Origin of the sequence: Streptomyces sp. NPDC051963, from assembly GCF_044593495.1 — a bacterium.
Taxonomy (GTDB): Bacteria; Actinomycetota; Actinomycetes; order Streptomycetales; family Streptomycetaceae; genus Streptomyces.
The window spans coordinates 34,277-56,688 of record NZ_JBIUCC010000008.1; the positions used below are offsets into that span (position 1 = coordinate 34,277).

General features: G+C 68.8%; 27 protein-coding genes. 23 read left to right on the top strand and 4 right to left on the bottom strand.

Features of this window, described 5'->3' with window-relative positions:
* Window positions 1-61: 61 nt before the first annotated feature.
* From ACIHFB_RS31470 to ACIHFB_RS31485, 4 genes are all read left to right on the top strand, one after another.
* Window positions 62-142, top strand: a complete 81-nt coding sequence (locus ACIHFB_RS31470; protein WP_350310325.1) for a putative leader peptide — start codon at window positions 62-64, stop codon at window positions 140-142.
* A gap of 126 nt (window positions 143-268) precedes the next feature.
* Complete coding sequence (locus ACIHFB_RS31475) at window positions 269-1,108, top strand: sulfurtransferase (protein ID WP_365275252.1); 840 nt, start codon at window positions 269-271, stop codon at window positions 1,106-1,108.
* A gap of 25 nt (window positions 1,109-1,133) precedes the next feature.
* Entirely contained in the window at window positions 1,134-1,424 is a 291-nt protein-coding gene (locus ACIHFB_RS31480; RefSeq protein WP_365275255.1) for a DUF1416 domain-containing protein, read from the top strand.
* Window positions 1,425-1,517: 93 nt separating this feature from the next.
* Complete coding sequence (locus tag ACIHFB_RS31485; RefSeq protein ID WP_365275258.1) at window positions 1,518-1,778, top strand: DUF3099 domain-containing protein; 261 nt, start codon at window positions 1,518-1,520, stop codon at window positions 1,776-1,778.
* Window positions 1,779-1,793: 15 nt separating this feature from the next.
* Here ACIHFB_RS31485 and ACIHFB_RS31490 read toward each other — a convergent pair whose 3' ends face one another.
* The gene (locus ACIHFB_RS31490) at window positions 1,794-2,156 is read right to left on the bottom strand and encodes a DsrE family protein (protein ID WP_365275261.1); all 363 of its coding nucleotides are present in this window, start codon (window positions 2,154-2,156) and stop codon (window positions 1,794-1,796) included.
* 224 nt (window positions 2,157-2,380) lie between these two features.
* On the opposite strand from ACIHFB_RS31490, the gene ACIHFB_RS31495 reads away from it, so the two are divergent.
* The 7 genes from ACIHFB_RS31495 to ACIHFB_RS31525 all read left to right on the top strand — a co-directional run bounded on the left by ACIHFB_RS31495 (window position 2,381) and on the right by ACIHFB_RS31525 (window position 8,327).
* Entirely contained in the window at window positions 2,381-3,055 is a 675-nt protein-coding gene (locus ACIHFB_RS31495) for a hypothetical protein (protein ID WP_400128739.1), read from the top strand.
* The gene (locus tag ACIHFB_RS31500; RefSeq protein ID WP_400128740.1) at window positions 3,052-3,801 is read left to right on the top strand and encodes a hypothetical protein; all 750 of its coding nucleotides are present in this window, start codon (window positions 3,052-3,054) and stop codon (window positions 3,799-3,801) included. The genes ACIHFB_RS31495 and ACIHFB_RS31500 overlap by 4 nt, the downstream gene beginning before the upstream one ends.
* Window positions 3,802-3,845: 44 nt before the next feature.
* Window positions 3,846-4,766, top strand: a complete 921-nt coding sequence (locus ACIHFB_RS31505) for a hypothetical protein (RefSeq protein ID WP_400128741.1) — start codon at window positions 3,846-3,848, stop codon at window positions 4,764-4,766.
* Between the two features lie 213 nt (window positions 4,767-4,979).
* Window positions 4,980-5,555 carry an FABP family protein gene (locus ACIHFB_RS31510; RefSeq protein WP_365275271.1) on the top strand — a complete coding sequence of 192 codons (576 nt, stop codon included), beginning with the start codon at window positions 4,980-4,982 and terminating at the stop codon, window positions 5,553-5,555.
* A gap of 81 nt (window positions 5,556-5,636) precedes the next feature.
* Window positions 5,637-6,920, top strand: coding sequence for an RNA-guided endonuclease InsQ/TnpB family protein (locus tag ACIHFB_RS31515; RefSeq protein WP_400128742.1), 1,284 nt, complete (start codon window positions 5,637-5,639; stop codon window positions 6,918-6,920).
* Window positions 6,914-7,351: a transcriptional repressor gene (locus ACIHFB_RS31520; protein ID WP_365275274.1), complete on the top strand. Its 438-nt coding sequence runs from the start codon at window positions 6,914-6,916 to the stop codon at window positions 7,349-7,351. Before ACIHFB_RS31515 ends, ACIHFB_RS31520 begins: the two co-directional genes overlap by 7 nt.
* Window positions 7,352-7,361: 10 nt before the next feature.
* Window positions 7,362-8,327, top strand: a complete 966-nt coding sequence (locus tag ACIHFB_RS31525) for a folate-binding protein (RefSeq protein ID WP_365275276.1) — start codon at window positions 7,362-7,364, stop codon at window positions 8,325-8,327.
* On the opposite strand, the gene dtd is transcribed toward ACIHFB_RS31525, so the two are convergent.
* The gene (dtd, locus tag ACIHFB_RS31530; protein WP_365275278.1) at window positions 8,324-8,749 is read right to left on the bottom strand and encodes a D-aminoacyl-tRNA deacylase; all 426 of its coding nucleotides are present in this window, start codon (window positions 8,747-8,749) and stop codon (window positions 8,324-8,326) included. The genes ACIHFB_RS31525 and dtd overlap by 4 nt on opposite strands.
* 167 nt (window positions 8,750-8,916) lie before the next feature.
* Here dtd and ACIHFB_RS31535 point away from each other — a divergent pair, with 167 nt between their 5' ends.
* Together ACIHFB_RS31535 and ACIHFB_RS31540 are read left to right on the top strand one after the other, a co-directional pair.
* On the top strand, window positions 8,917-9,513 hold the full coding sequence (locus ACIHFB_RS31535; RefSeq protein ID WP_365275281.1) for an aerial mycelium formation protein: 597 nt from the start codon (window positions 8,917-8,919) through the stop codon (window positions 9,511-9,513).
* 73 nt (window positions 9,514-9,586) lie between these two features.
* Window positions 9,587-10,837 carry a GNAT family N-acetyltransferase gene (locus tag ACIHFB_RS31540; RefSeq protein WP_365275284.1) on the top strand — a complete coding sequence of 417 codons (1,251 nt, stop codon included), beginning with the start codon at window positions 9,587-9,589 and terminating at the stop codon, window positions 10,835-10,837.
* A gap of 226 nt (window positions 10,838-11,063) precedes the next feature.
* Here ACIHFB_RS31540 and ACIHFB_RS31545 read toward each other — a convergent pair whose 3' ends face one another.
* A complete protein-coding gene (locus ACIHFB_RS31545; RefSeq protein WP_365275287.1) occupies window positions 11,064-11,246 on the bottom strand; it encodes a hypothetical protein in 183 nt (60 codons plus the stop codon).
* Window positions 11,247-11,467: 221 nt separating this feature from the next.
* On the opposite strand from ACIHFB_RS31545, the gene ACIHFB_RS31550 reads away from it, so the two are divergent.
* Window positions 11,468-12,376 (top strand): GntR family transcriptional regulator, encoded by a 909-nt coding sequence (locus ACIHFB_RS31550; RefSeq protein WP_365275290.1) that lies wholly within the window; start codon window positions 11,468-11,470, stop codon window positions 12,374-12,376.
* Window positions 12,377-12,411: 35 nt separating this feature from the next.
* Here the strand turns inward: ACIHFB_RS31550 and ACIHFB_RS31555 are convergent, their stop codons facing one another.
* Window positions 12,412-12,600 (bottom strand): hypothetical protein, encoded by a 189-nt coding sequence (locus ACIHFB_RS31555; protein ID WP_365275292.1) that lies wholly within the window; start codon window positions 12,598-12,600, stop codon window positions 12,412-12,414.
* A gap of 163 nt (window positions 12,601-12,763) precedes the next feature.
* Between ACIHFB_RS31555 and ACIHFB_RS31560 the strand changes: the two genes are divergently transcribed.
* From ACIHFB_RS31560 to ACIHFB_RS31600, 9 genes are all read left to right on the top strand, one after another.
* Window positions 12,764-13,636 carry a FadR/GntR family transcriptional regulator gene (locus tag ACIHFB_RS31560; protein ID WP_400128743.1) on the top strand — a complete coding sequence of 291 codons (873 nt, stop codon included), beginning with the start codon at window positions 12,764-12,766 and terminating at the stop codon, window positions 13,634-13,636.
* Between the two features lie 63 nt (window positions 13,637-13,699).
* Complete coding sequence (locus ACIHFB_RS31565; RefSeq protein ID WP_400128744.1) at window positions 13,700-14,560, top strand: FadR/GntR family transcriptional regulator; 861 nt, start codon at window positions 13,700-13,702, stop codon at window positions 14,558-14,560.
* Window positions 14,560-15,312 (top strand): HAD family hydrolase, encoded by a 753-nt coding sequence (locus ACIHFB_RS31570; protein WP_400128745.1) that lies wholly within the window; start codon window positions 14,560-14,562, stop codon window positions 15,310-15,312. The genes ACIHFB_RS31565 and ACIHFB_RS31570 overlap by 1 nt, the downstream gene beginning before the upstream one ends.
* A 384-nt stretch (window positions 15,313-15,696) precedes the next feature.
* Entirely contained in the window at window positions 15,697-16,575 is an 879-nt protein-coding gene (locus ACIHFB_RS31575) for a GntR family transcriptional regulator (protein ID WP_365275301.1), read from the top strand.
* 77 nt (window positions 16,576-16,652) lie between these two features.
* A complete protein-coding gene (locus ACIHFB_RS31580) occupies window positions 16,653-17,939 on the top strand; it encodes an aminoglycoside phosphotransferase family protein (protein WP_365275304.1) in 1,287 nt (428 codons plus the stop codon).
* Window positions 17,929-18,636: an HAD family hydrolase gene (locus tag ACIHFB_RS31585; protein ID WP_365275307.1), complete on the top strand. Its 708-nt coding sequence runs from the start codon at window positions 17,929-17,931 to the stop codon at window positions 18,634-18,636. Before ACIHFB_RS31580 ends, ACIHFB_RS31585 begins: the two co-directional genes overlap by 11 nt.
* Window positions 18,626-19,693, top strand: a complete 1,068-nt coding sequence (locus ACIHFB_RS31590; protein ID WP_365275310.1) for a phosphotransferase — start codon at window positions 18,626-18,628, stop codon at window positions 19,691-19,693. The genes ACIHFB_RS31585 and ACIHFB_RS31590 overlap by 11 nt, the downstream gene beginning before the upstream one ends.
* A 2-nt stretch (window positions 19,694-19,695) precedes the next feature.
* Window positions 19,696-20,307, top strand: a complete 612-nt coding sequence (locus ACIHFB_RS31595) for a TetR family transcriptional regulator (protein WP_400128746.1) — start codon at window positions 19,696-19,698, stop codon at window positions 20,305-20,307.
* Between the two features lie 61 nt (window positions 20,308-20,368).
* Entirely contained in the window at window positions 20,369-22,405 is a 2,037-nt protein-coding gene (locus tag ACIHFB_RS31600) for a HelD family protein (RefSeq protein ID WP_400128747.1), read from the top strand.
* The last annotated feature ends 7 nt before the right edge of the window (window positions 22,406-22,412 follow it).

Genomic DNA, 22,412 nt, shown 5'->3' on the forward strand with positions numbered 1-22,412 from the left:
CGCGTCTCAAAATACGACACACCGGTGACACGCCCGCCTGTCCGTCCCTAAGCTCAAGCCCATGAAGCGCCAGGCGGACCTCACGAAGCGGCGGGCAGTAGACCTGTGCCGCGTCGCCGCCATGCTCTGTCGCACCTTCTGAGCGGAAGCATCGACTTCCGCATCCCCCGCTGCCCTGTCCAGGGCATTCGTGCGCCGTCCCGCTCTGGAGACCGCGCGCCCCCCTCACTCGCACGCCCCGCCGCAACTGCCCCGGAGGAGAAAGAGCATGAGCCGCAGCGACGTCCTGGTCGACGCCGACTGGGTCGAGGCCAACCTCGACAACGCCGACATCGCCATCGTCGAGGTGGACGAAGACACGTCCGCCTACGAGAAGAACCACATCCGAGGCGCCATCCGGATCGACTGGACCAAGGACCTCCAGGACCCGGTACGCCGTGACTTCATCGACCAGGACGGCTTCGAGAAGCTCCTGTCGGCGAAGGGCATCGCCAACGACACCCTGGTGATCCTCTACGGCGGCAACAACAACTGGTTCGCCTCGTACGCCTACTGGTACTTCAAGCTCTACGGCCACGACAACGTCAAGCTTCTCGACGGTGGCCGCAAGAAGTGGGAGCTGGACGCCCGCGAGCTGGTCGAGGAGGTGCCGGAGCGCGCCACGACCGACTACAAGGCCAAGGCGCAGGACACGTCGATCCGTGCCTTCCGCGACGACGTGGTGGCGGCCATCGGCTCGCAGAACCTGGTCGACGTCCGGTCGCCCGACGAGTTCAGCGGCAAGCTGCTCGCCCCCGCCCACCTGCCGCAGGAGCAGTCTCAGCGTCCGGGCCACGTCCCGTCCGCGCGCAACATCCCGTGGTCGAAGAACGCCAACGACGACGGCACCTTCAAGTCGGACGACGAGCTCAAGGAGCTCTACGCCGACGAGCAGGTCGACCTCGCCAAGGACACCATCGCCTACTGCCGCATTGGTGAGCGCTCCGCGCTGACCTGGTTCGTCCTGCACGAGCTGCTCGGCGTCCAGAACGTCAAGAACTACGACGGCTCCTGGACCGAGTACGGCTCCCTCGTCGGCGTGCCGATCGAGCTCGGCGCCAACAAGTAACCGCTGCGACCGAAGGACGAGAACTATGTGTGGAGCGAAGGCCGGCGGCCCCGACGCCTCGACGATCAAGCCCGGTGAGACCACGATCCAGGGCCAGGTGACCCGCGACGGCGAGCCGGTGACGGGCTACGTCCGTCTGCTGGACTCGACCGGCGAGTTCACGGCGGAGGTCCCCACCTCCGCGACGGGCCAGTTCCGCTTCTACGCGGCGGAGGGCACCTGGACCGTCCGCGCCCTGGTCCCGGGCGGCGCCACCGCCGACCGCACCATCGTCGCCCAGCAGGGCGGCCTGGCGGAGGTCGCGATCGCGGTCTGAGCACGACAAAAGGGCCGTACCCACGGGTTGGACACCTGGGTACGGCCCTTTTTGCTGTGTACGGGTTGTTGTGTACGGCTCTACCCTGGACGTATGTACGCACGGCGACGGCGCTGGTACTTCGCCATGATGGGCACCTGCATCGCTCTGTTCGTCCTGGCCTGGGGAGTCGTACGCCTCTGGTCGATCCCCGTGGCCGTGGGCATGTGCGTGGTCGCCATGGTCATCCCGCCGATCGCCGCGATGGTCGCCAACCGCCGGGGCCCCGACGACCGCTGGTGGGACGACCCGTCCGGCGACCCGAAGTCCGACGAGTGGTGGGACGAGCTGGACGGGAAGAAGCGCCGGCTGTAGCTCTGCGGCCGTAGCTCAGTAGACGAGCGCCTGTGTCTCGTCCGCCAGCGCTTCCTGCACGAACACCTGCGCCCCCGCGATCCGTACGCCCTCGATGACGTCCTTCTCCGTGATGTCCCGGCGGGCGGCGCACTGGGTGCACAGGGTGAGGGTGCCGCCGGCGAGGACGGAGGCGAGCAGGTCGGGGAGCGGGGCCGCGTGCGGCAGCTCGAACTCGGCGGCCCGGCCCGGCAGCGCGAACCACGCGGACTCCCCGGTCAGCCACAGCGACACCTCGACGCCGCTCGCCACGGCCACCGCCGCCACCGTGAACGCCTGCGAGCAGCGCTCGGGGGCATCGGCCCCCGCTGTCACCTTGATCACGAGCTTCTTCGCCATGCCTGAATCGTAATCAACTCCCTTACAACTGCTCGTGTTGTCCGCGGGTCACCTGTGACACAGGTGTTGAGGGGAATGCAGTGGATGCCGTGGAGGCAGTGGAAGCAGTGGACGCAGTCGGGGCTGGGGATGCAGGGGATGCAGGGAATCCTGAGGAGGAACCCGAAAGAGTCGAGGGGGCGGGGGAGCCGTCGCGACCGCGTCGTCGGGGCCGTACGACTCTGATGGTCGTGGCGGCGGCGGTGCTGGGCGTCGTCGCCGGCACGTGCACCGGGTACGTCGTCCAGGCCGGGCGCGAGCCCACCGCTCTGCCGCCGCTCTCCCAGCCCGTGCTGCGGCAGGCCGCGGGTGAGGCCGAGCCGCTGTCGGCGGCGCAGGACCGGCGGGTGAAGACGGACGGCGATCTGCGCAAGCTGCTGCTGTCCCGGCCGAAGGGGGCGAAGGACAGCCTGTACCTGGGCGACGACGGCTGGCAGTCCCTGTCCACGTACGCGGACAGGTACGAGAGGCCGGCCAACACCTTCAGCAACCTCGTCGACGACGAGTTCCGCCGGGCGGCGGTGACCGCGTGGCAGGTGGGGGAGACGTACGTGGCCGAGATCACTCTCGTGCAGTTCCTCCAGGAGAGCGAGCCGGCGGCGGCCGAGTGGGCGGAGAACGGTCACCACTGGGCCGAGGAGGAGGACGACACCCGTAGCTGGCCCGTGCCCGGCACCGGGGACGGACAGGTGTACGTGCATGACTCGCCCGAGCAGAAGCCGGGCTATCTCCCGGTGTACGAGGCCGAGGCGCATGCCTGGCGCGGGGACGTCTACATGGAGATCTGGATCAGCGACACCAAGCCGATCCCCAAGGCGAAGATCATGGACCTGGCCGTGCGACAGATGGAGAAGCTGTGAGAGCGCGCAGCGGCCGGATCGCGGCCGCCGCCGGAGCGGTGCTGCTGGCGGGTGCGGTGATCGGTGGCGTCGGCTACACCGTGGTGAGCGTGCGGGACGCGGACCGTAAGCCGGGGGCGCCCACGTGGGAGTTCCCGGCGGCGGACCGGGGCGACGAGAAGAAGAGCGAGCAGTCGGCGTCGGGGCTGAGCGCCCTGTTCCTGCCGTTCGGGACCGACGGCTACAAGCGCGGGCCCGACCTCGCGGAATTCGGCACGGACGAGGAGTTCAGCGGGGCGCAGGCCACGGCGCTGAGCAAGGAGTCGGTGAGGGATCTGCCCCGCTCCACCCGCCGGAACGTGGAGAAGCTGATCGACAAGCAGCGCATCCAGGGCATGGCGCTGCGGAGTTACGTCGTCGGCCGGGCCGACTACAACACGACCGACGCGATCACGTTCGACGTCACGCTGACACGGCTTGCGGACCGTGCGGCCGTACGTCGGATGGCGACGTCCTACAACCAGTTCCTGAACGCCACGGACGTCTTCCGCAAGGGCCCGACGATCGAGGGCCACAAGTCCGCCCGCTGCTTCCTCACGCCCAAGGGCGAGGACCAGGAACTCGGCAGCGCCTTCTGCACCACCTCCGTCGGCGACATCCTGGTCAACGTCACCGTCGACGGCCCCGGCCCGCTCGACGCCACCTTCGTCTCCAAGCTCTTCGCCGCACAACTCAACCGCATCGACGACCCGGGACAGGCCGTATGACCCCCGACCAGACACACGAGCCGGTTCCTTTGGAAGGGACGGGGGTGGCACAGCGGAGCGTTGACGCTGCCGAGGTGGGCCGGGATGCGGTGGAGGTCGTCGCCTCCGAGCCGGGCCCGGGTCTGGGGCACGTCGAGGCTCCGGAGTCGGCCGGCGCGCAGGACCCTCCCGGGATGGTCGGCGTCGGGGCTGCCGTTGCTCGTAAGGAGCGGCGGGTGTTGCGGGGCGTGTTGCGGTGGGTCGTTGTCGTCGCCGTGTTCGCGGGGGTGGGGGCCGGGACGGCGTACGGAGTGCTGGGGGTGGAGCGGACGGAGTTGCCGGGGCTGGCCACCGAGTCGGACGGGCGGTGGCCGTATCCGGAGATCAGCCGGGCGCCGGTGCCGCCGGGGAGCCTGGGGCCGCTGGAGACCCGGAACTGGGCCGAGGCCCACTACGCCGACCTGCGTGCGCTGGTGCTGCCCGCACCCGAGGGGGCCAAGGAGGACAAGGCGCTGCGCGGCGAGGACGGCTGGCTGCCGACGAAGGACTTCTTGGCCGTGTTCGGGGAGAAGGAGGACCGGGACGAGGCGGGACAGCTGCTCACCGACAACGGGCTGCGCCACATCGCGGCCCGCGGCTGGACCACCGAGGACGGCACCCGCACCGGCATCTACCTGCTCCAGTTCGACACAGGCACGGTCGCCGACCAGGTCTACCGGGACTTCACCCACTACGACGAGCCCGGCTTCACCGCCCGCGGCACCACCGACACGGACTTCGACGACGCCTACCCGACCGCGGCCGACATCGAGGGCATCTCGCGCTACGTCTACGACGAGGTGAAGCCGTACGGCACCGAGCACGTCCGGCAGGCGTACCTCCGGGCGGGTGACGTCATCGCGGTGGTCGTGCAGGCCCGCAAGGGCACGGCGGCAGCCGTCCCCTTCCAGCAGACGGTGACCCTCCAGGGACAGCTGCTCGGCTGAGCCCCCTCACCGGGAGGGCCGGGCCCCGGCCGCGTAAGCTGGGGCCCGGCTCTTGTACCGCCCACCCACGCTCATCCGAGGAGCAATCCGTGGAGATCTTCTTCGAAGTACTGCTGGCCCTTGTCTGCGTCGGCGTTCTCGCCTTCGCCGGGCTGACCGTGAAGAAGCTGTACCAGGGCCAGCGCTGACCCCCACCAAGGAATTGCCCCTCTCATGATCGAGATCCCGTCCGACCTCCACAAGGACCTGGTCCCCCTCGCCTTCCTGCTCGGCAACTGGGCCGGTGCGGGCGTGCACGACTTCCCCGGTGCCGAGAAGTGCAACTTCGGCCAGGAGGTCACCTTCAGCCATGACGGCCGGGACTTCCTGGAGTACCGGTCCCACACCTGGGTGCTGGACAACGACGGGAACAAGGTCCGCCCGCTGGAGTCCGAGTCAGGCTTCTGGCGCATCGACGCCGACCGCAAGGTCGAGGTCACGATGGTCCGCGACGACGGCGTCATCGAGATCTGGTACGGCGACCTGGCCGACAAGAAGCCCCAGATCGACCTGGTGACGGACGCGGTGGCGCGTACGGCGGCCTCCCGCCCCTACACCGGCGGCAAGCGGCTCTACGGCTATGTCAAGAGCGACCTGATGTGGGTCGGCGAGAAGCAGACCCCCGAGGTCGAGCTGCGCCCCTACATGTCCGCCCACCTGAAGAAGGTCGTCACCCCGGAGGACGTCGAGCGCTGGGCCAAGGCCCTTCCGGACGACATGCCGGACGACGGGATCGCTTTCTTCAAGTGATCCACATCTCGGGCCACCTGTTCGGGTGAACGATACGGCTCGGCGGGATACGGCACGCGCTGCCGCCCAGCGTTATGGATCGTGAAGCTGGTGGTGCGCGTCATGTTCCGGCCGACGCCCGAGCAGGCGTCGGCCCTTGAGGCAACTTTGCGCACCTGCAACGAGACAGCGAATTGGCTGTCTGCCGAGGCGTTCACACATCGGGTGACCTCCCGCGCGGGGCTGCAGGCCCTCGCCTACGTCGATCTGCGGGGGCGGGGGCCGTCGGCCCAGCCTGCGCTCCATGTGCTGCGCAAGGTCGCCGATGCCTACGCCGCGTTGCAGGCGCGTCTGCGAGCAGGAAGTCTGGGCAAGCAGGGCTCCAAACGGTATGTGGCGGCCACCACGAAGCCCATCACGTTCCGTGCGGGAGCGGCCCAGCCGTTCGATGACCGCTGTCTGTCTTGGCAGATGGGCGTCGCTACGGTGTCGATCTGGACCACCCGCGGACGGCTGAAGAACCTCGCCTTCACCGGGCACCCGGGCCAGTTGCAGCTGCTGGCCCGCTATCGACGCGGTGAGTCGGATCTGCTGTGCCGAAACGGGCAGTGGTACCTGCTCGCTACCTGTGAGGTGCCCGAGGCCGATGAGAACAGTGGAGCGCAGGGGTTCATCGGAGTCGACCTGGGGATCGTGAACGTCGCCACGACCTCCACCGGGCGTCGGCACAGCGGACTGCGCTTGAACCGCTGCCGTGAGCAGGACCGAAAACTGCGCGGCCAGCTGCAGCGGAAGGGAACCAAGTCCGCCAAGCGGCGGGCGAAGAAGCATGCGGGCAGGGAAGCGCGCCGGGCCCGTGACATCAACCACAAGATCAGTAAGTGCATTGTGGCGGAGGCTCAACGCACCGGTCGCGGGATCGCTCTGGAAGACCTGGGCGGCATCCGCGAGCGGGTACGGCTCAGGAAGCCCCAACGTGTCACGCTGCACTCCTGGACCTTCCACCAGCTCGGCCAGTTCATCGCCTACAAGGCGAAGCGCGCCGGGGTGCCGGTCGTCTGTGTCGATCCGGCCCACACCAGTCGGGAATGCTCCCAGTGTCACCACATCGACAGGCGCAACCGGCCCTCGCAAGCCGTGTTCGTCTGCAGGTCCTGCGGCTTCGTTGAGCATGCGGATCTGAATGCGTCCCACAACATCGCCGCACGCGGCTGGTGGGTGTGGGTCTGCGGGGCCAGGTCAGTGGCCCCTGCCCTCGTGCCTGTGGTGTCGAGGGCTGGATGCGGCCGGGCCTCATCAAAGCCATCGATGACCCGAGCTGCAAACCCGGGACAGCGGTTCGATCCCTGGGTAGCTGACGTAGCTCTAGACTTTCGGGTGTGGTGAGCACCGATTGGAAGAGCGACCTGAGGCAGCGCGGCTACCGGCTGACCCCGCAGCGGCAACTCGTGCTCGAAGCTGTGGACACCCTTGAGCACGCGACCCCCGACGACATCCTCGTGGAAGTGAGGAAGACGGCGTCGGGGGTCAACATTTCCACCGTCTACCGCACCCTTGAGCTCCTGGAGGAGCTCGGGCTGGTCAGCCACGCGCACCTGGGGCACGGAGCGCCGACGTACCACCTCGCGGACCGGCACCACCACATCCACCTGGTCTGCCGGGACTGCACGAACGTCATCGAGGCGGATGTGTCGGTGGCGTCCGAGTTCACGGCCAAGCTGCGGGACACCTTCGGTTTCGAGACCGATATGAAGCACTTCGCGATCTTCGGCCGGTGCAAGGACTGCACGCTCAAGAATTCAACTACCGAGTCGTAGGCTTAGGCATATGAAGAGCCCTCTGCTGTCCCTGCCCGGTGCCGTCCCCGCCGAGGGCGTGGACGAAGGCGTCGCCGCCCACTACGGCGATCTGTTCCGCGAACAGCGCGCCCTCGCCGACGGCACCGGCTTCGTCGACCTCTCGCACCGCGGTGTCGTCACCGTCACCGGCGAGGACCGACTGAGCTGGCTGCACCTGCTGATCACCCAGCACGTCACCGGCCTGACGGCCGGCGAGGCCACCGAGGCGCTGATCCTGTCGGCGCACGGCCATATCGAGCACGCGCTGTATCTGGTCGACGACGGGTCGACGACCTGGGCCCATGTCGAGCCCGGGACCGAGACCGCGCTGATCGAGTACCTGGAGTCGATGAAGTTCTTCTACCGGGTCGAAGTCGCCGACCGGACGGGCGAGTTCGCCGTCGTCCACCTGCCCGCGGGTTCGATCGCGGAGGTACCGGAGGGGGTCGTCGTACGCGAGACGGCGTACGGCCGTGATCTGTTCCTCCCCCGCGCGGACCTGGAGTCATACGCCGAGAAGGCGGGCCCGGCGGCCGGCATCCTGGCCTATGAGGCCCTCCGGGTCGAGCACCACCGCCCCCGGCTCGGCTTCGAGACCGACCACCGCACCATCCCGCACGAGCTGGGCTGGATCGGTACGGCGGTGCACCTCCAGAAGGGCTGCTACCGCGGGCAGGAGACGGTCGCCCGCGTGCAGAACCTGGGCAAGCCCCCGCGCCGCCTGGTCTTCCTCCACCTCGACGGCAGCGAGGTCCATCTGCCGCCCGCCGGCACGGAGATCCGGCTCGCGGACGACGGCCCCGACGGCCGCAAGATCGGTGTCGTCACGACGTCCGTACGCCATCACGAACTGGGACCGGTCGCGCTGGCGCTGGTGAAGCGGAACGTGCCGCTGGACGCGCGACTGATGGCGGACACGACGGCCGCGGCGCAGGAAGTAGTCGTAGAGCCCTAGATTTCGAGCAGGACCGTGAACGGGCCGTCGTTCGCCAGCGAGACGCGCATCCGCGCGCCGAAGCGGCCTGTCTCCACCGTCGCGCCCAGGGCGCGGAGCTGGGCGACGACCTCATCGACGAGGGGCTCGGCCACATCGCCGGGGGCGGCGGCGTTCCAGGTGGGCCGACGCCCTTTGCGCGCATCCCCGTAGAGCGTGAACTGGCTGATGACGAGCAGCGGGGCGTCGATGTCGCTGCATGACTTCTCGTCCTGGAGCATGCGGATCGACCAGAGCTTACGGGCGAGTTGGGCGGCCTTCTCCTTGGTGTCCTCGTGGGTGACGCCGACCAGGACGCACAGCCCCTCGCCGACGATCTCGCCGACCGTCTCGTCGTCCACGACGACGCTCGCGCCGTCCACCCTCTGCACCACTGCACGCATGCACCCATGATGCCCTGCGGTCGGGAGTGGTCCGGGACGGGCTGTGTGCAGCAGTTTATTGCTCCTTAACCCCCCATCTGGGGCTGATCGGGGGCACTCGTTCACATAGCGGCCACTTGGGGTGGCACGATGCTTCCACACGCCGGTCGAGGGGACGGTTGAGGCACATGAGCACACCGAGTACCGGGCAGCCGCCGACGGTCCGCGCGGCCGACGGCACGAATCTCCGGCCGCCCGCGCAGCGCACCGACAGCCCGTGGCCATGGCCGGCCACCGCGTCGCCCGAGCACGACCTGACCGCGCTGAGCCTGCCCGAGCTGCGCACACTGCGCCGGGACGCCCAGCGGGACGAGGCGGACCTGAGCTATGTACGGCGGCTGTTGCAGGGCCGGATCGACATCCTGCGGGCCGAACTGGCACGACGCGGCCCCGCCGGACAGGCGTCCGTCGTCGACCGCCTCCCGGAGATCCTCACCGACGCCCCGGCCCGCCATCGCTCCTCCGCCCGCCATGTGACGCTGGGCACGCCACACAGCGAGGAGTACCGGCAGCTGGCCGCCGACATGCTCGCCGAGGTCGAACTCTCCGACCTCGGCGCACGGACGGACCTGGAACTGAACACCGCGATGGGCCGCCTCGTCCGCTACGAACAACAGGTCTCCCGCCGCCGCCAACGCCTCCAGCGCACGGCGGACGACTGCAGCGGGGAGATCGCCCGGCGGTATCGGGAGGGGGAGGCGCAGGTGGATGACTTGCTGATGTGACACGGGGGATGCACACAAGGGATGCGCGCAAAACCCCGCGACACCGTCGCCGTGGTGTGCTTACCGTGATCGTATGACCCGCCGCGCCGACATCGACGTCCGTCCGATCAGTGAAGCCGAGTTTCCCGACTGGCTGCGTGCAGTGAACACCGGGTTCCTGCGGCAGCCGACGCCGCCGGAGGCGGAGGTCGAGGGCCGGCGCCGGCAGTTCGAACCGGGGCGCTTCATCGGCGCCTTCGACGGCGGTCGGTGTGTCGCCACGTTCCGTTCCTTCGCGCAGGAGCTCACGGCTGTCGGCGGTGCGCCGGTCCCCGCCGACGCGATCACGGGCGTCACCGTCACCGCCACCCACCGCCGCCGCGGTCTGCTGACCCGCATGATGGGCCAGGACCTCGCCGCGGCGAAGGAGCGGGGGGATGTGGTCGCGACCCTCATCGCCGCCGAGTACCCGATCTACGGACGGTACGGCTTCGGGCCCGCCACCTGGATGAGTGAGTGGTCGGTCGACGTACCGCGGGCGGGTCTCGACCCTCGGTGGGCGGGTCCGGAGGACGGCGGGCGTATCGACCTGGTGGACGGTGAGGACGTCCGCAAGCTCGGCCCCGAACTGCATGAGCGGCTGCGTCGCACCCAGCCCGGTGCCGTCAGCCGCGAAGACCTGTGGTGGCAGCTCAACACCGGCGCCGTACGCTTCGAAGAGTCGTGGACCGAACCCCACTACGCCGTGTACCGCTCGGCGGCCGGGGAGGTCGAGGGGCTGGTGTCGTACAAGTCGGACGACAACTGGCACGACAAGCAGCCGCACAACACGGCCCAGGTGAACTGGCTGATCGCCGTCAGCCCGCGGGCCGAACGCGCCCTGTGGCGCTACCTCTGCTCCATCGACTGGATCACGACGGTGAGGAGCGGGTGGCGGGCGCCCGACGATCTGCTTCCGTTCGTGCTTCCCGATCCGCGTGCCGCCCGGGTCGTCACGCTGGCGGACTGGCTGTGGGTGCGGGTCCTCGATGTCGTACGGGCCCTGGAGGCGCGGACCTACGAGGGGGAGGGGACGCTCGTCGTCGACGTACGCGACGGGGACGGGTTCACGGGCGGGCGGTATCGGCTCGACGCCTCGCCCGCGGGGGCTTCCTGTGCGCCCACCACCGCCTCCGCCGAACTCTCCCTCGACGTGGGTGAGTTGGGCTGCCTCTGGCTCGGTGACGAGTCGGCCGTGCGGCTCGCGGCGCTGGGGCGGGTCCAGGAAGAACGAGCGGGCGCCGCCAAGATGGCCGACGCCCTGCTGCGTACGTCCAGGCGGCCTTGGTGCCCGGACATCTTCTGAGGTCTCCTTCCTGTTGACGGTGACTGACCTTGCATCCGTAGCTGTGCTGTTCAGTTGTGGCTGTGCTCTTCAGTTGTGACTGTGCCGGTGTGTGCAGCTGTCGCTGCTGTTCAGTTGTCGGTGTGCAGTTGTGGCTGTGCGTTTGGTGCAGACTGACCGAGCTCCCGGCTCCCCTCCGGAAGGGAGCCCGGCCAGCCGATCCTGGGCGGTGCGGCCGGTGCGGTGCTCAGCCCGACTGGGCGAGCAGCATCACGAGGATGACCGCTCCGATGCCGCCGAAGAGGGTGTTCCTGGCCTTGATTCCGACGGCCAGTGCGATGAAGCCGATGATGCCCATGGGACCGTACTTCCACTCGATGAGCTGCTCGAAGGCGACGGCGAGGGCGGCGAGGACGATGGCGAGCGGCATGACGGTCCCTCCTTCGGGACGGGTCCGCCTGGGACGGTGAGGCGGAACCCTGCTGAGGACCTGTCACCTGGTCGAAGGATCCGACCCTGGTGGCCAACCCCCGGGAAGTTTGACCATGTTGCTCAAGTTGGCGACCAACTTCACTGTACTTATCTCCGCTTGGAAGCGTCTCATAACCACCTTTCTTTGAACTGACGGAAGATGGCGAGAAGTTGTACTGTTTGGTCGTGGACCCGAAACACGCCGCCGTCAATGGACGGGCGAGGTCACAGCGGCCACAGACGTCACATCGGGACGTGGCCGACCAACTGCGCGCCCGCATCAGGTCGGGCGAACTGCAGCCGGGCCAGCGCATGCCCACGCAGGCCAGGCTGGCCGACGAGTTCGGCGTGGAGCGGGGGGCCGTACGGCAGGCGCTGCGCATCCTCCAGTCGGAGCACCTGCTGACCAACGTCTCCAAGGGCAGCCCGGCGACTGTCGCACCCGACCTGAGCAGGGCGCTGACCGGCCCGGAAGCCCCGCCCCTGCCCACGATGGTGGCCCTGGCGCCCCGTACGGCGGCCGCCTTCGCCGCCCCCCACGTCGAGATCGACGCCCTGTGCCTGACCTCGATCAACCTGACCCTCGCCATCGGCGAGCCACTGCGCCAGATACACGCCGGGCAGTTGAAACCGGCCAAGGTCGATGTCCGTGTCCTACTGCCCAGCCGTGACATCGACCTCGCCTTTCCCGCGCCCGTGGATCCCACCGACGACGACTCGGTGCACCGCCGCTGGCTGTCCCAGCGCAACGCCCAGGGCCAGGTGCTCCAGCACAACCTGCTGGCCCTGCGCGCCACCCACGGCATCGAGGTCGACGTCACGTTCCGCGCCCTGCCCTTCACCCCGCCGGTGAAGCTGTACCTGCTCAACAACACGGAGGCGCTCTTCGCGTACTACACGCTCACGCGACGCGAGCAGGAGGTCGAACACGAGCACCTGGAGATGTACGACGCCGAGGGCTCCCAGTCGATGCTGTTCGCCTTCGAGCAGGGCGCCGGCCTGCGCGACACGACGTTCGTGGAGCAGTCCCAGCTGTGGTTCAACGCACTGTGGGAGACGATCAGTTCGGAGCTGACGCTCACGAGCTGATGTCTCCCACAGGGTGGTCTGCTGTGCGTTCGACCTCATAGGGCGGGGCCTGCGACCAGCACGGCGAGCATGAACGCGCCGATGGAGCTGACCGTGGGGCTCTTGGCCTTGATACCGATGGTGAGCAGCAGCAGACCGAGGATGCCGATGGCTCCGAACTTCCACCGGACCATCTGTTCGATGCCGACGACGAACACTGCTGAGATGAGGGCGAGGGCAGGCACGGTGATTCCCCCTTCGGGCTTCCTGGGCGGACCGGACGAGGAGGTGAACTTTCTGCCAACTTAACCAACTTGGCAACCAACTCTGATTATGTTGTGCCCACTTGGCAGCTATCTCAAAACAACTTCCGGACAACTCCCCATGGCTGGATCGGAGTTGTAGCGTTTGGTCGTGACCCAGGAGAACGTGGCTGTGAACGGCAACAGAAGTTCGCCTCAGGAGATCGCCGAAATCCTGCGGGAGCGGATCCGCGGCGGTGAGCTCAAGGCGGGTGACCGCCTGCCCACCCAGATCGAGCTCGCGGAGGAGTTCGGCGTGGAGCGGGGCACCGTGCGCCAGGCCCTGCGCGCCCTCCAGGAGGACGGTCTCCTCAGCAACGTGAGCAAGGGCAGCCCGCCCCGGATCGCAGACCCGGCCCCGGCCGCCCCCGACGAGCCCCAGCCGACGATGGTGGCCCTGGCGCCACGGCTGGCGGAGGCCTTCTTGGAGCCGCATGTGCGGATCGACGCGGCCTGTCTGACCGCTGAGACCCTGATGCTGGCCCTGGGTTCGCCGCTCCGCCAGATCCACGAGGGGAAGGTGCGCCCCGACTCGCTCGACGTACGCATCATGCTGCCCTCCCGGGACATCCCGCTGGCCTTCCCGGTCCCGGTCGAGGGCGACGACGAATCGGTGCACCAGCGGTGGCTGTCCCAGCGCAATGCCCAGGGCCACGTCCTCTCGCACAACCTGAAGTCCCTGCGCTCCTCGCACGGCATCGACGTGAGTGTCACCTTCCGCGCGCTGCCCTTCACCCCGCCGGTCAAGCTGTATCTGCTCAACGGGACGGAGGCGCTCATCGCGTACTACATGATCACGCGCCGGGAGGAGTCGACGGACACCGGCACCCTCGAGATGTACGACACCCTCGGCACCGATTCCCTTCTGTTCTCCTTCATCCAGCGGGCCGGCCAGCGCGACGCCGCTTTCGTCGACGAATCCCAGAGGTGGTTCGACGCACTCTGGGGAACCATTACTACGGACCTGACTCTCCCCTGACCGATTCCCCCGCCGGCCCCCGGCGTCGCTCGAAGCGCGGCCGTGACCCAGGAGAACGTGGCAGTGAACGGCAACAGAAGCTCGTCCGAGGAGATCGCGGACGTCCTGCGCGAACGGATACATGCCGGTGCCCTGAAAGCGGGGGACCGCCTGCCCACCCAGGCCGAGTTGGTCGAGGAGTTCGGCGTGGAGCGCGGCACGGTCCGGCAGGCGTTGCGCATCCTTCAGTCGCAGCACCTGCTCACCAACGTGACCAAGGGAAGCCCGCCGAGGGTGGCCGAGGTCCGGACGGAGCCGCAGCCGCAGCAGTCCCGGGCGGCCCGGGTGGTCCTGATCTCCTATCTGAAGGAGGCGTTCCGGTCGCCCGAGGTGCGCATCGACGCCATCTCCTTCACGGCGGAGACCCTGATGTGGGCACTCGGCGAGATGTGCACGGCCGTGGCCCGGGGCGAGGTGCACCCCAAGTCCGTCGAGGTGCGATGCCTGCTGCCGGGGTCCGATGTGGTCCTGCCCTATCCCGATCCGGTGGACCGGCCGGACCTCAGGGCGGATGTGCACAGGAAGCTGAAGGCGCAGATCGACGAGCAGCAGAAGGTCATCGACTTCTATCTCTCCTCCGTCCTGCGTGACCGCGGCATCGAAACGAAGCTGGCCTTCCGGTCGCTGGCGTTCGTGCCCTCGGTGAAGCAGTACGTGCTGAACGGCACGCTGGCCCTTCAGGGCAACTACCAAGTCGCCAGGCGCTCCTACGAGGATCTGCCCGGCGAGGGTGAGTTCGAGGTCTTCGACGTCAGCGGGTTCAAGTCGATGCTGTTCGAGTTCCGACGCGACAGAGGGGGACAGGACGCGGAGATCGTGCAGGACACGAAAGAGTGCTTCGATGCCCTCTGGGAATCGAACGCTCCGCGACACACACTCAGCTAGTGACTCCTGAGACTGGACGGACCGACCTGGTGACGAGAGCTGCCGAGGAACTTCGGGAACTGGTCGTGCGCACACGGTATGTCCTCTTCGATTTCGACGGACCGATCTGTCGGCTGTTCCACGGTTATCCGGCCACGGAGATAGCCCGGGCTCAGGTGAAGTGGCTGAAGGATCAGGGGCGGGACGGCCTGCTCACCGAGGAGGAACGTTTCAGTCCGGATCCTCACGGTGTGCTGAGCGCATTCGCCGCGCGGCACCCGGGCAGTGACCTGCTCATCGACCTCGAAGAGATCCTCACCCAGCACGAGTTGCGAGCGGCGGGCGTCGCATGGCCGACCATGTACGCGGATCCGCTGATCCAGACCTGGGTGGCGACCGGGGCCCGGCTGGCCATCGTGACCAACAACTCGGCCCGGACGGTGGCGGAGTATCTGCGCGACAGGAAGCTCCTCTCCTGCTTCGCCCCCCATATCTACGGCCGTAGGGCGCAGGAGATGCACTTCCTCAAGCCGCATCCCGAGACCCTGAACCGCGCCCTGCGGGCGATGGGCGCGGCGCCGGAGGCCTCGCTGATGATCGGGGACACCGACTCGGACGCCGACGCCGCCCGCGCTGCCGGCGTCCGGTTCTTGGGCTACGCGAGTAGCGCGCGGGCGGTGCGCCGCATGCGGGGCGCCGGGGTGCCCGAGCGGGACATCATGGACTCGCTGGAGCCACTGCTGGATGCCGTGCGTGCCGTGAAGCATTCCTGAGCCTCCGTCCCCTCGACCCTCAGGCCTGGAGCGTCAACAGCAGGCAGGTCACGGCGAGGAGGAAGGCGGGCGACACTTTGATGACCGTACGCAGTCCAATTGGACGCACCCGGGCGGCCAGTGGAGTCCGTCGGCCGTACCGCTTCCGTGTCACCTGCTGAACTTCGGTGGCCGGGCAACTCACCGGCACCTGTGGCCACTTCGTGCGCTCTGTTGTATTCACGGGTCCCCCACCAAGTTCTCGACAACCAGCCGACCAATTGGACTGGTTGTGTCTGACTGGACTGTTCCCGGCCTGAAAGATCCGCTAACCAGCCGTCCAATAGTTGGGGTGTATTGACGGTAAGTGGTGCCACGGTGGCCCGAAGGCGGTAGCTTCTGGGTGTGAGTGCTTCGGAGAGTGACGAGGGCGGCGGCCGTCAGTTCCGTTTTGTGCGCAACCACTTGATGGAGCGCATGCGGAACGGCACGTTGGTCGTTGGCTCCCATCTGGAGGCACAGCGAGTCCTGGCGGTGGACCTGGGGGTCTCGCGGGACGTCGTCCAGAAGGTGATCACTCAGCTGACCGAAGAGCGCTACATCGCCACCAGGCAGGGCAGGGGCAGCTGGGTCGTTCGGTTGCCCGAGGGAAGCGACGCGCAAGGAGAGCCCACCCTCTACGACTCCATCGACAGGGCGTTCGCGGAGCCCGAGGTGTCCCTGGATGTCGTGTCGCTCACCAGCGAGTCGCTCGTCGGGCACTTCAGGGCCCAGGTGGAACGCGTCGAGGCCAAGAAGCTGGCGCCCCGCAGGGTGACGGTCCGGATGATGCTGCCCTCGGAGAGCGCGGACCTGCCGTATCCCCGGGCGTCGGACCCGAAGGACGACGAGCGGGTACGGGAGCGCTGGCGGAACAGAGCGCGCGTGCACGTGGCGGAGATGGGCGACTACTGCAGGAGGCTGAAGGCCGCGGGAGTCGACGCGGGCCTGGAGGTCCGCAGGGTTGGATGGGCGCCGCAGTTCAAGCTCTATCTGTTCAACGACGCCTATGCGCTCATGGGGCTCTACTCCCCGGTCCGCGGGAAGATCCGGCTCGACGACAGCACGGAGGTCAGGGCGATCGACGTGAAAGGCGTCGGTGTGACCCTCCGTCACTATGCGAAGAGCAGTGGATCCGAAGCTGATTCCGACTATGACGACTACCGAGCGTGGTTTGAGTCCTGCTGGAATCTGCTCGCGAAGAAGCCGGAACACGACGAAAAGTCAGCAGGTCAGGGACAGTAACCGCCACTTCCGGCAAGAGGTGTCCGCATGGTGGTCAAACGTGAGAACCATCACTACAGCCAGTATGCTCGCCGCCCATGCGGCCACTTCTGCCCCACCGACCCCAGGAAGCGCTGGTGCGCTTCTTCGCCGGGCGGCGCCGCCTGGCCGTCGGTGAAGTGGTCGTCGGCCACCACAACAGCAACCACATCCTCCCGCTGGGCCAGCCCCTGGCTTATCTGCTGGGGATGGGCTCAGGGCGCGTGCGAGCCAAATTCCGGGTGCCCTTCGAGACAGTTGAGGTCGTGCCCCGAATCTGGCGGGAGTCCGACGTGCTGAGCGCGGTGAGCGAGTGGATGGACGACGTCCCGTGCTGTCTCCGGGACTTCGGTGACTGGTCGCTGCATGCCTATGTCCCGGGCCGTGCCCTGTCCGAGAAGACGGGCCGGGAGCCGGTCGGCGAGAAGCGGATCGCGGAGCTGGCCGGGTTCTTCGCCCGATTGGCCGACGTACCGGCCGACGCTCTTCCGGACCGTCCGGCGGACTGGCCCGACAGCGGCGACAGCCAGGGCTTCCTGCACCGGCTGGCCGACTACACCGAGCATCAGGTCCACCGGCACAACCGGCCCCGGTTCGGCGGACTCTTCGACGCCCTGGAGATCCCGCCCGGCATGGTGCACGGATTCGTGCGCTCCAGGCCGCGGCTCACCCGGCGCGACTTCACCCTGCTGCACACGGACGTACACCGGGCCAACGTGATCGTGACGCCGACCGAGAACGGCGATCGGCTCCTGGTGCTCGACTGGGAACTCAGCCTGTACGGCGACCCGTTGCACGACCTGGCGACGCACGTGGTCCGTATGGCCTACTCCGAGTCGGAGCGGAAGCTGGCGGTCGAGTGCTGGGCCGAGGCGATGAAGCGGGCAGGACACGCGCCGCTGACCGTCGGCCTGGACCCGGATCTCGACACCTACGAGGGCTTCGAGCGCGTCCAGTCGGTCTTTCCGGACGTGATGCGGGCCGCCCTCGCACTGCCGGACGAGCCGGACGCGAAGGCCTTCGACGTGGCCGCCGTCCAGGTGCGCCGGGCTCTGAGCCGGGGTTGGGAGTGGCTGGACCCGGAGAGAGAGCCCGTCGACGAGACCACGGCCGTGGACGCGTTGCGCGCGTGGCATGCCGCGGACACCGCGCGACCCGTCGCCGAGAAGGACTCCGTGCGGTCCGGCGACCGGAGCGGCAGAGACGGGAACGGGTGGTGTCCGGACGCGGACCGGCCCAGAGGCATCCGGCTCAGCACAGGACGGGAACCGGATCCGCTTCCTGACCGGCCGCTGAGCACCGAGGCGATGGAGTCCCTGGAGAGCCTGGAGCGGAATGTCTGCTGAGGTCGACGAGGCGAGCGAAGTCCGCTCGCTGCTCGACGGTGTCCGCGGGGTCCTCTTCGACTTCGACGGACCTGTCTGTCTGCTCTTCCCCGACGGCTCCTCGCGGAGCGTCGCCGATGAGGTCCGGACACTCGTGTCCGAGGCCGGCGCGGACGGTCTGCTGACGCCCGCGGAGAAGCAGGACAAGGATCCGCACGCCGTCCTGCGCGCCGTTCACCGGGAGGGGGCGGACGACAAGGACCTCGTCGGGACCCTGGAGGAGAAGGTCACCGAGGGCGAGCTGGAGGCCGCTCGGCGGAAGCCGGATCTCACCCAGGACGTGGACCGGCTCATCCGGCAGTTGGACGGGCGCGGGGTGGGACTCGCCGTGGTCACCAACAACTCGGCCGAGGCGGCCTCGTACTACCTCAAGTCGCAGGACCTGCGGGACTGTTTCACCGCCGTTCACGGGCGCACCCGCGACATCGACCGGATGAAACCCGACCCCGACGTCGTGAACCGCGCCCTGGACAGCCTCGGTCTGTGCAGCCATGAGGCGCTGATGATCGGTGACTCCAGGGCGGACGTGGAGGCGGCGGAGAAGGCGGGGGTGCTCTTCGTCGGGTACGGCCGCAACCACCGCAAGGAGGCGGACTTGCGACGCGCGGGAGCCAAGTGGGTCCTGAGCTCGTATGCTCGACTCCTTGATGAGGAGTGACGACGCGGCACTCGAATCCGTGGGGCGCACCCGCCGGCGGGCGAGGGAGTTCGCCGGGGACCAGCCGCTGCACGGACCGCTCGCCGGCTATCACCATGAGACGTACGCCTTCCCGCACCACGGTGTGCCCGGCGCACGCCGGATGAAGCTGCGGGAACCACGGCCGAACGTGATCTGGTTCGACCGCAGGGCCTTCGACGAGGTGGAACTGCTGACCGCCCTGGCCGACCGGGTCCGCGGCATTCCGGACGTGATCCGCGTGGGGTCGGCGACCCTGCATCAGTTCATAGAGGGACAGACACTCGCCTCCCGCTTTGCCGTGGGGACGGAGCTGCCGAACGCCGTCGTCGCACAGCTCATGGGCCTGGTAAGGGACCTCGCCGCGATACGGCCCGACTCCCTCCCCGTGGAATGGCGCGTCCCCGCCGAGGACCGCGAGGCCGACGGTGACAGCCGTGGATTCCTGGCGCGGCTGGTGCACTTCGCCGAGGAGCAGGTGTACGCGCGCAACGAGCACAGGTTCGGCACGCTCTTCCGGGACCTCGGGGTCGACTCGGACGCCTTCAAACGATTACGGCGGCATCTGGACGGGGTCGCGGAGCGCCCGTTCCATCTTCTCCACGGCGATCTGCGCCGGGAGAACCTGATCCTCGATCCGGCCGGCCGGCTGTGGACGATCGACTGGGAGCTGGCGGTCTTCGGGGACCCGCTCTACGACCTGGCGACGCACCTGTATCTGACGCGCTATCCCGAGGGCCAGCACCGCCGGGTGGCCGAACTCTGGACGGCCACCGTCGAGGACGCCGCCGCGGGTGCCTCCCGGCGCTGGCAGGAGGATCTGCCGCGCATCCTCGGCTTCAAGCGAGCCCAGTCCGTCTTCACCGACGTCATCAGAGCCGCCCTCGACCTGGCGGACGGCGCTTCCCTGCGGGCGACGGTGCCGCTGCTGTGCGAGGTGCTGCGGGACGGCGCCGCACCTCTGGGCCTGTCCGCGGTGCCGACGCAGTGCGAGACCGCGGTGGCCCTGACGCGCTGGCGCCGCAGCTACGCTTCGTAGCCATGAGCACCGGCAACGCGGGCCTGCGCGAGCGCAAGAAGCAGCGGATGTACCAGTCCGTGTCGGACATCGCCATCCGGCTGTTCCTGGAGCGGGGCTTCGACGCCGTCTCCGTCGCCGAGATCGCCGCCGCGGCCGAGATCTCCAAGCCGACCCTGTTCCGGTACTTCCCGGCGAAGGAGGACCTCGTCCTGCACCGGATCGCCGATCACGAGGACGAGGCCGCGCGGGTCGTCGCCGGGGAGCCGAAGCCGCTTGTCGCTCTGCGGCGGCACTTCCTCGACGGGCTGGAGCGGGGCGATCCCGTGACCGGGCTGAACGATCATCCCGAGGTGCTGGCGTTTCACGGGCTGCTGTACGGGACTCCCTCCCTGGTCGCCCGGGCGTACGCCCACATCGAGCGGTCGGAGGCGGCGCTGGCCGAGGCGCTCGGAGGGGATCTGGACGCCCGGCTCGCCGCGGGGCAGATCATGTCGGTGCGGCGGATCCTCGCGCTGGAGAACTGGCGGCGGATCGCGGGCGGGGAGTCGGTGGAGGACGTACGGCGGGATGCCGTGGTGGCTGCCGAGCGGGCGTTCGCGCAGTTGGAGCGTGCGCTGCCGTATCTCGCATGATCTGTTGCGAGACCTGGTAATAAATTTAACTCGGTTACGTTATTCCGGTACGCTCGCTGGAATGACGTCACCCGACCCCGCCCTCCAGGACTCCCTCCGCCTCGAACGCGCCCACCACGACCGCTGCCGTACCGCCCTCGCCGCCATGGTCGACGGCGCCCAGGAACAGGTCGTCACCGGCGAGGACGTCTCCGCCTCCGGTGCCGACGCCGAAGTGCTCGGGTACCGGTTGCGCAGCCAGGCCAAGGAGATGCGCGAACTGCCCGAAGGGCCCTTGTTCTTCGGCCGGTTGGACTTCCGGACCGACAGCGAGCACGGCGGGCAGCACTATCACGTCGGGCGGCTGCGGATCACCGAGCATCCCGCCGCCCCGCCCCTGGTCGTCGACTGGCGCGCGCCCGTCTCCCGGGCCTTCTACCAGGCCAGTGCCCGCGACCCGCAGGCCGTCGTGGTGCGTCGGCGGTTCGGGTGGGCGCCCGGCAGCCGCGGTGACTCCGCCGATCTGACCGGGCTGGAGGACGAGCACCTCGGGAAGGGGGAGGCCCGGAAATCCAGCGGCATCGTCACCCGGGAGATCGAGCGTCCCCGGGTCGGGCCCATGCGGGACATCGCGGCGACCATCCAGCCCGAGCAGGACGATCTCGTACGAGGTGATCTCGCCGAGTCGGTGTGCGTGCAGGGCGCCCCGGGGACCGGGAAGACCGCCGTCGGCCTGCACCGCGCGGCCTATCTGCTCTACACCCACCCGCAGCGCATCCGGCGCGGCGGACTGCTCATCCTCGGGCCCAACCGCACGTTCCTCTCGTACATCTCCGAGGTGCTGCCCGCCCTCGGTGAGACCGGCGTACGGCAGTCGACGCTCATCGACGAGATCGCCCGGCATCCGGTCGGCGGTGTCGACGAGCCGCCCGCCGCCGCCCTCAAGCACGACGCGCGGATGGCCGACGTCCTGCGGCGTGCGCTGTACGCGCGCGTGGCCACCGAGAGCGCCGACTCCCTTGCCGTTCCGGACGGTTCGTACCGGTGGCGCGTCCCCGCCGACGAGCTATGGCGGATCGTCGCCGGCGTGCGCGCCGAGCAGCCGCCGTACGTCATCGGGCGGGAGCGGGTGCGGACGAGGATCGTGGAACGGATTCGGGCGCAGGCCGAGCGGCGGGCCGGGGCGGTGCCGGGCGCCTGGGTGCGGAAGATCGAGCGGGCGCGGGCGATCGGCGAACACCTGGACGCCGTATGGCCGCGGGTGCGGCCCGAGGAGGTCGTCGCCGAACTCCTCGGTGATGCACAGGTGTTGGCGTGCTCCGCCGACGGGCTGTTCGACGCCGACGAGCAGAAGGCGCTGCTGTGGGCGCGTCCGCCGCGGTCGTGGAAGTCGGCGCGCTGGTCGGCCGCCGATCTCGTGCTGCTCGACGAGGTCGCCGGGCTGCTGGAGCATCCCCAGGGGTACGGCCATCTCGTCGTCGACGAGGCGCAGGACCTCTCCCCGATGGAGTGCCGGGCCATCGCCCGCCGGGCGTCCTTCGGGTCGCTGACCGTGCTCGGGGACCTGGCGCAGGGGACCACGCCGTGGGCCGCGCGGTCCTGGCCGCCGCTCCTCGCCCACCTCGGCAAACCCGACGCCGCCGTGGTGCCGCTCACCATCGGGTTCCGGATGCCGCAGGCCGTCGTGGGTCTGGCGAACCGGCTGCTCGCGCGGCTCGACGTCGAGGTGCCGGCCGCCCGGTCCCTGCGCGGCGACGGGGAGTTGAGATTCCGGGAGGTGCCGCCCGGTGAGCTGCCGGGGGCCGTCGTGAACGCCGTACGGGACGCGCTCGATCGCGAGGGCTCCGTCGGGGTCGTGGCCGCCGACGTGGACGTGGACCGGGTGCGGTCGGCGCTCGGGGCGGCCGGAATCGAGGTGGGCGGGCCGGACGAGCTCGGTGCCCGGGTGTCGGTCGTCCCCGCGAGCGTCGTCAAGGGGCTCGAGTACGACCATGTCGTCGCCGTCGAGCCCGCGACGATCGCGGAGGCGGAGGAACGGGGGCTGCACCGGCTGTACGTCGTGCTGACGCGGGCGGTGTCGCGGCTGGAGGTGGTGCACGGGCGGCCGTTGCCGTTCTGAGGCTCCG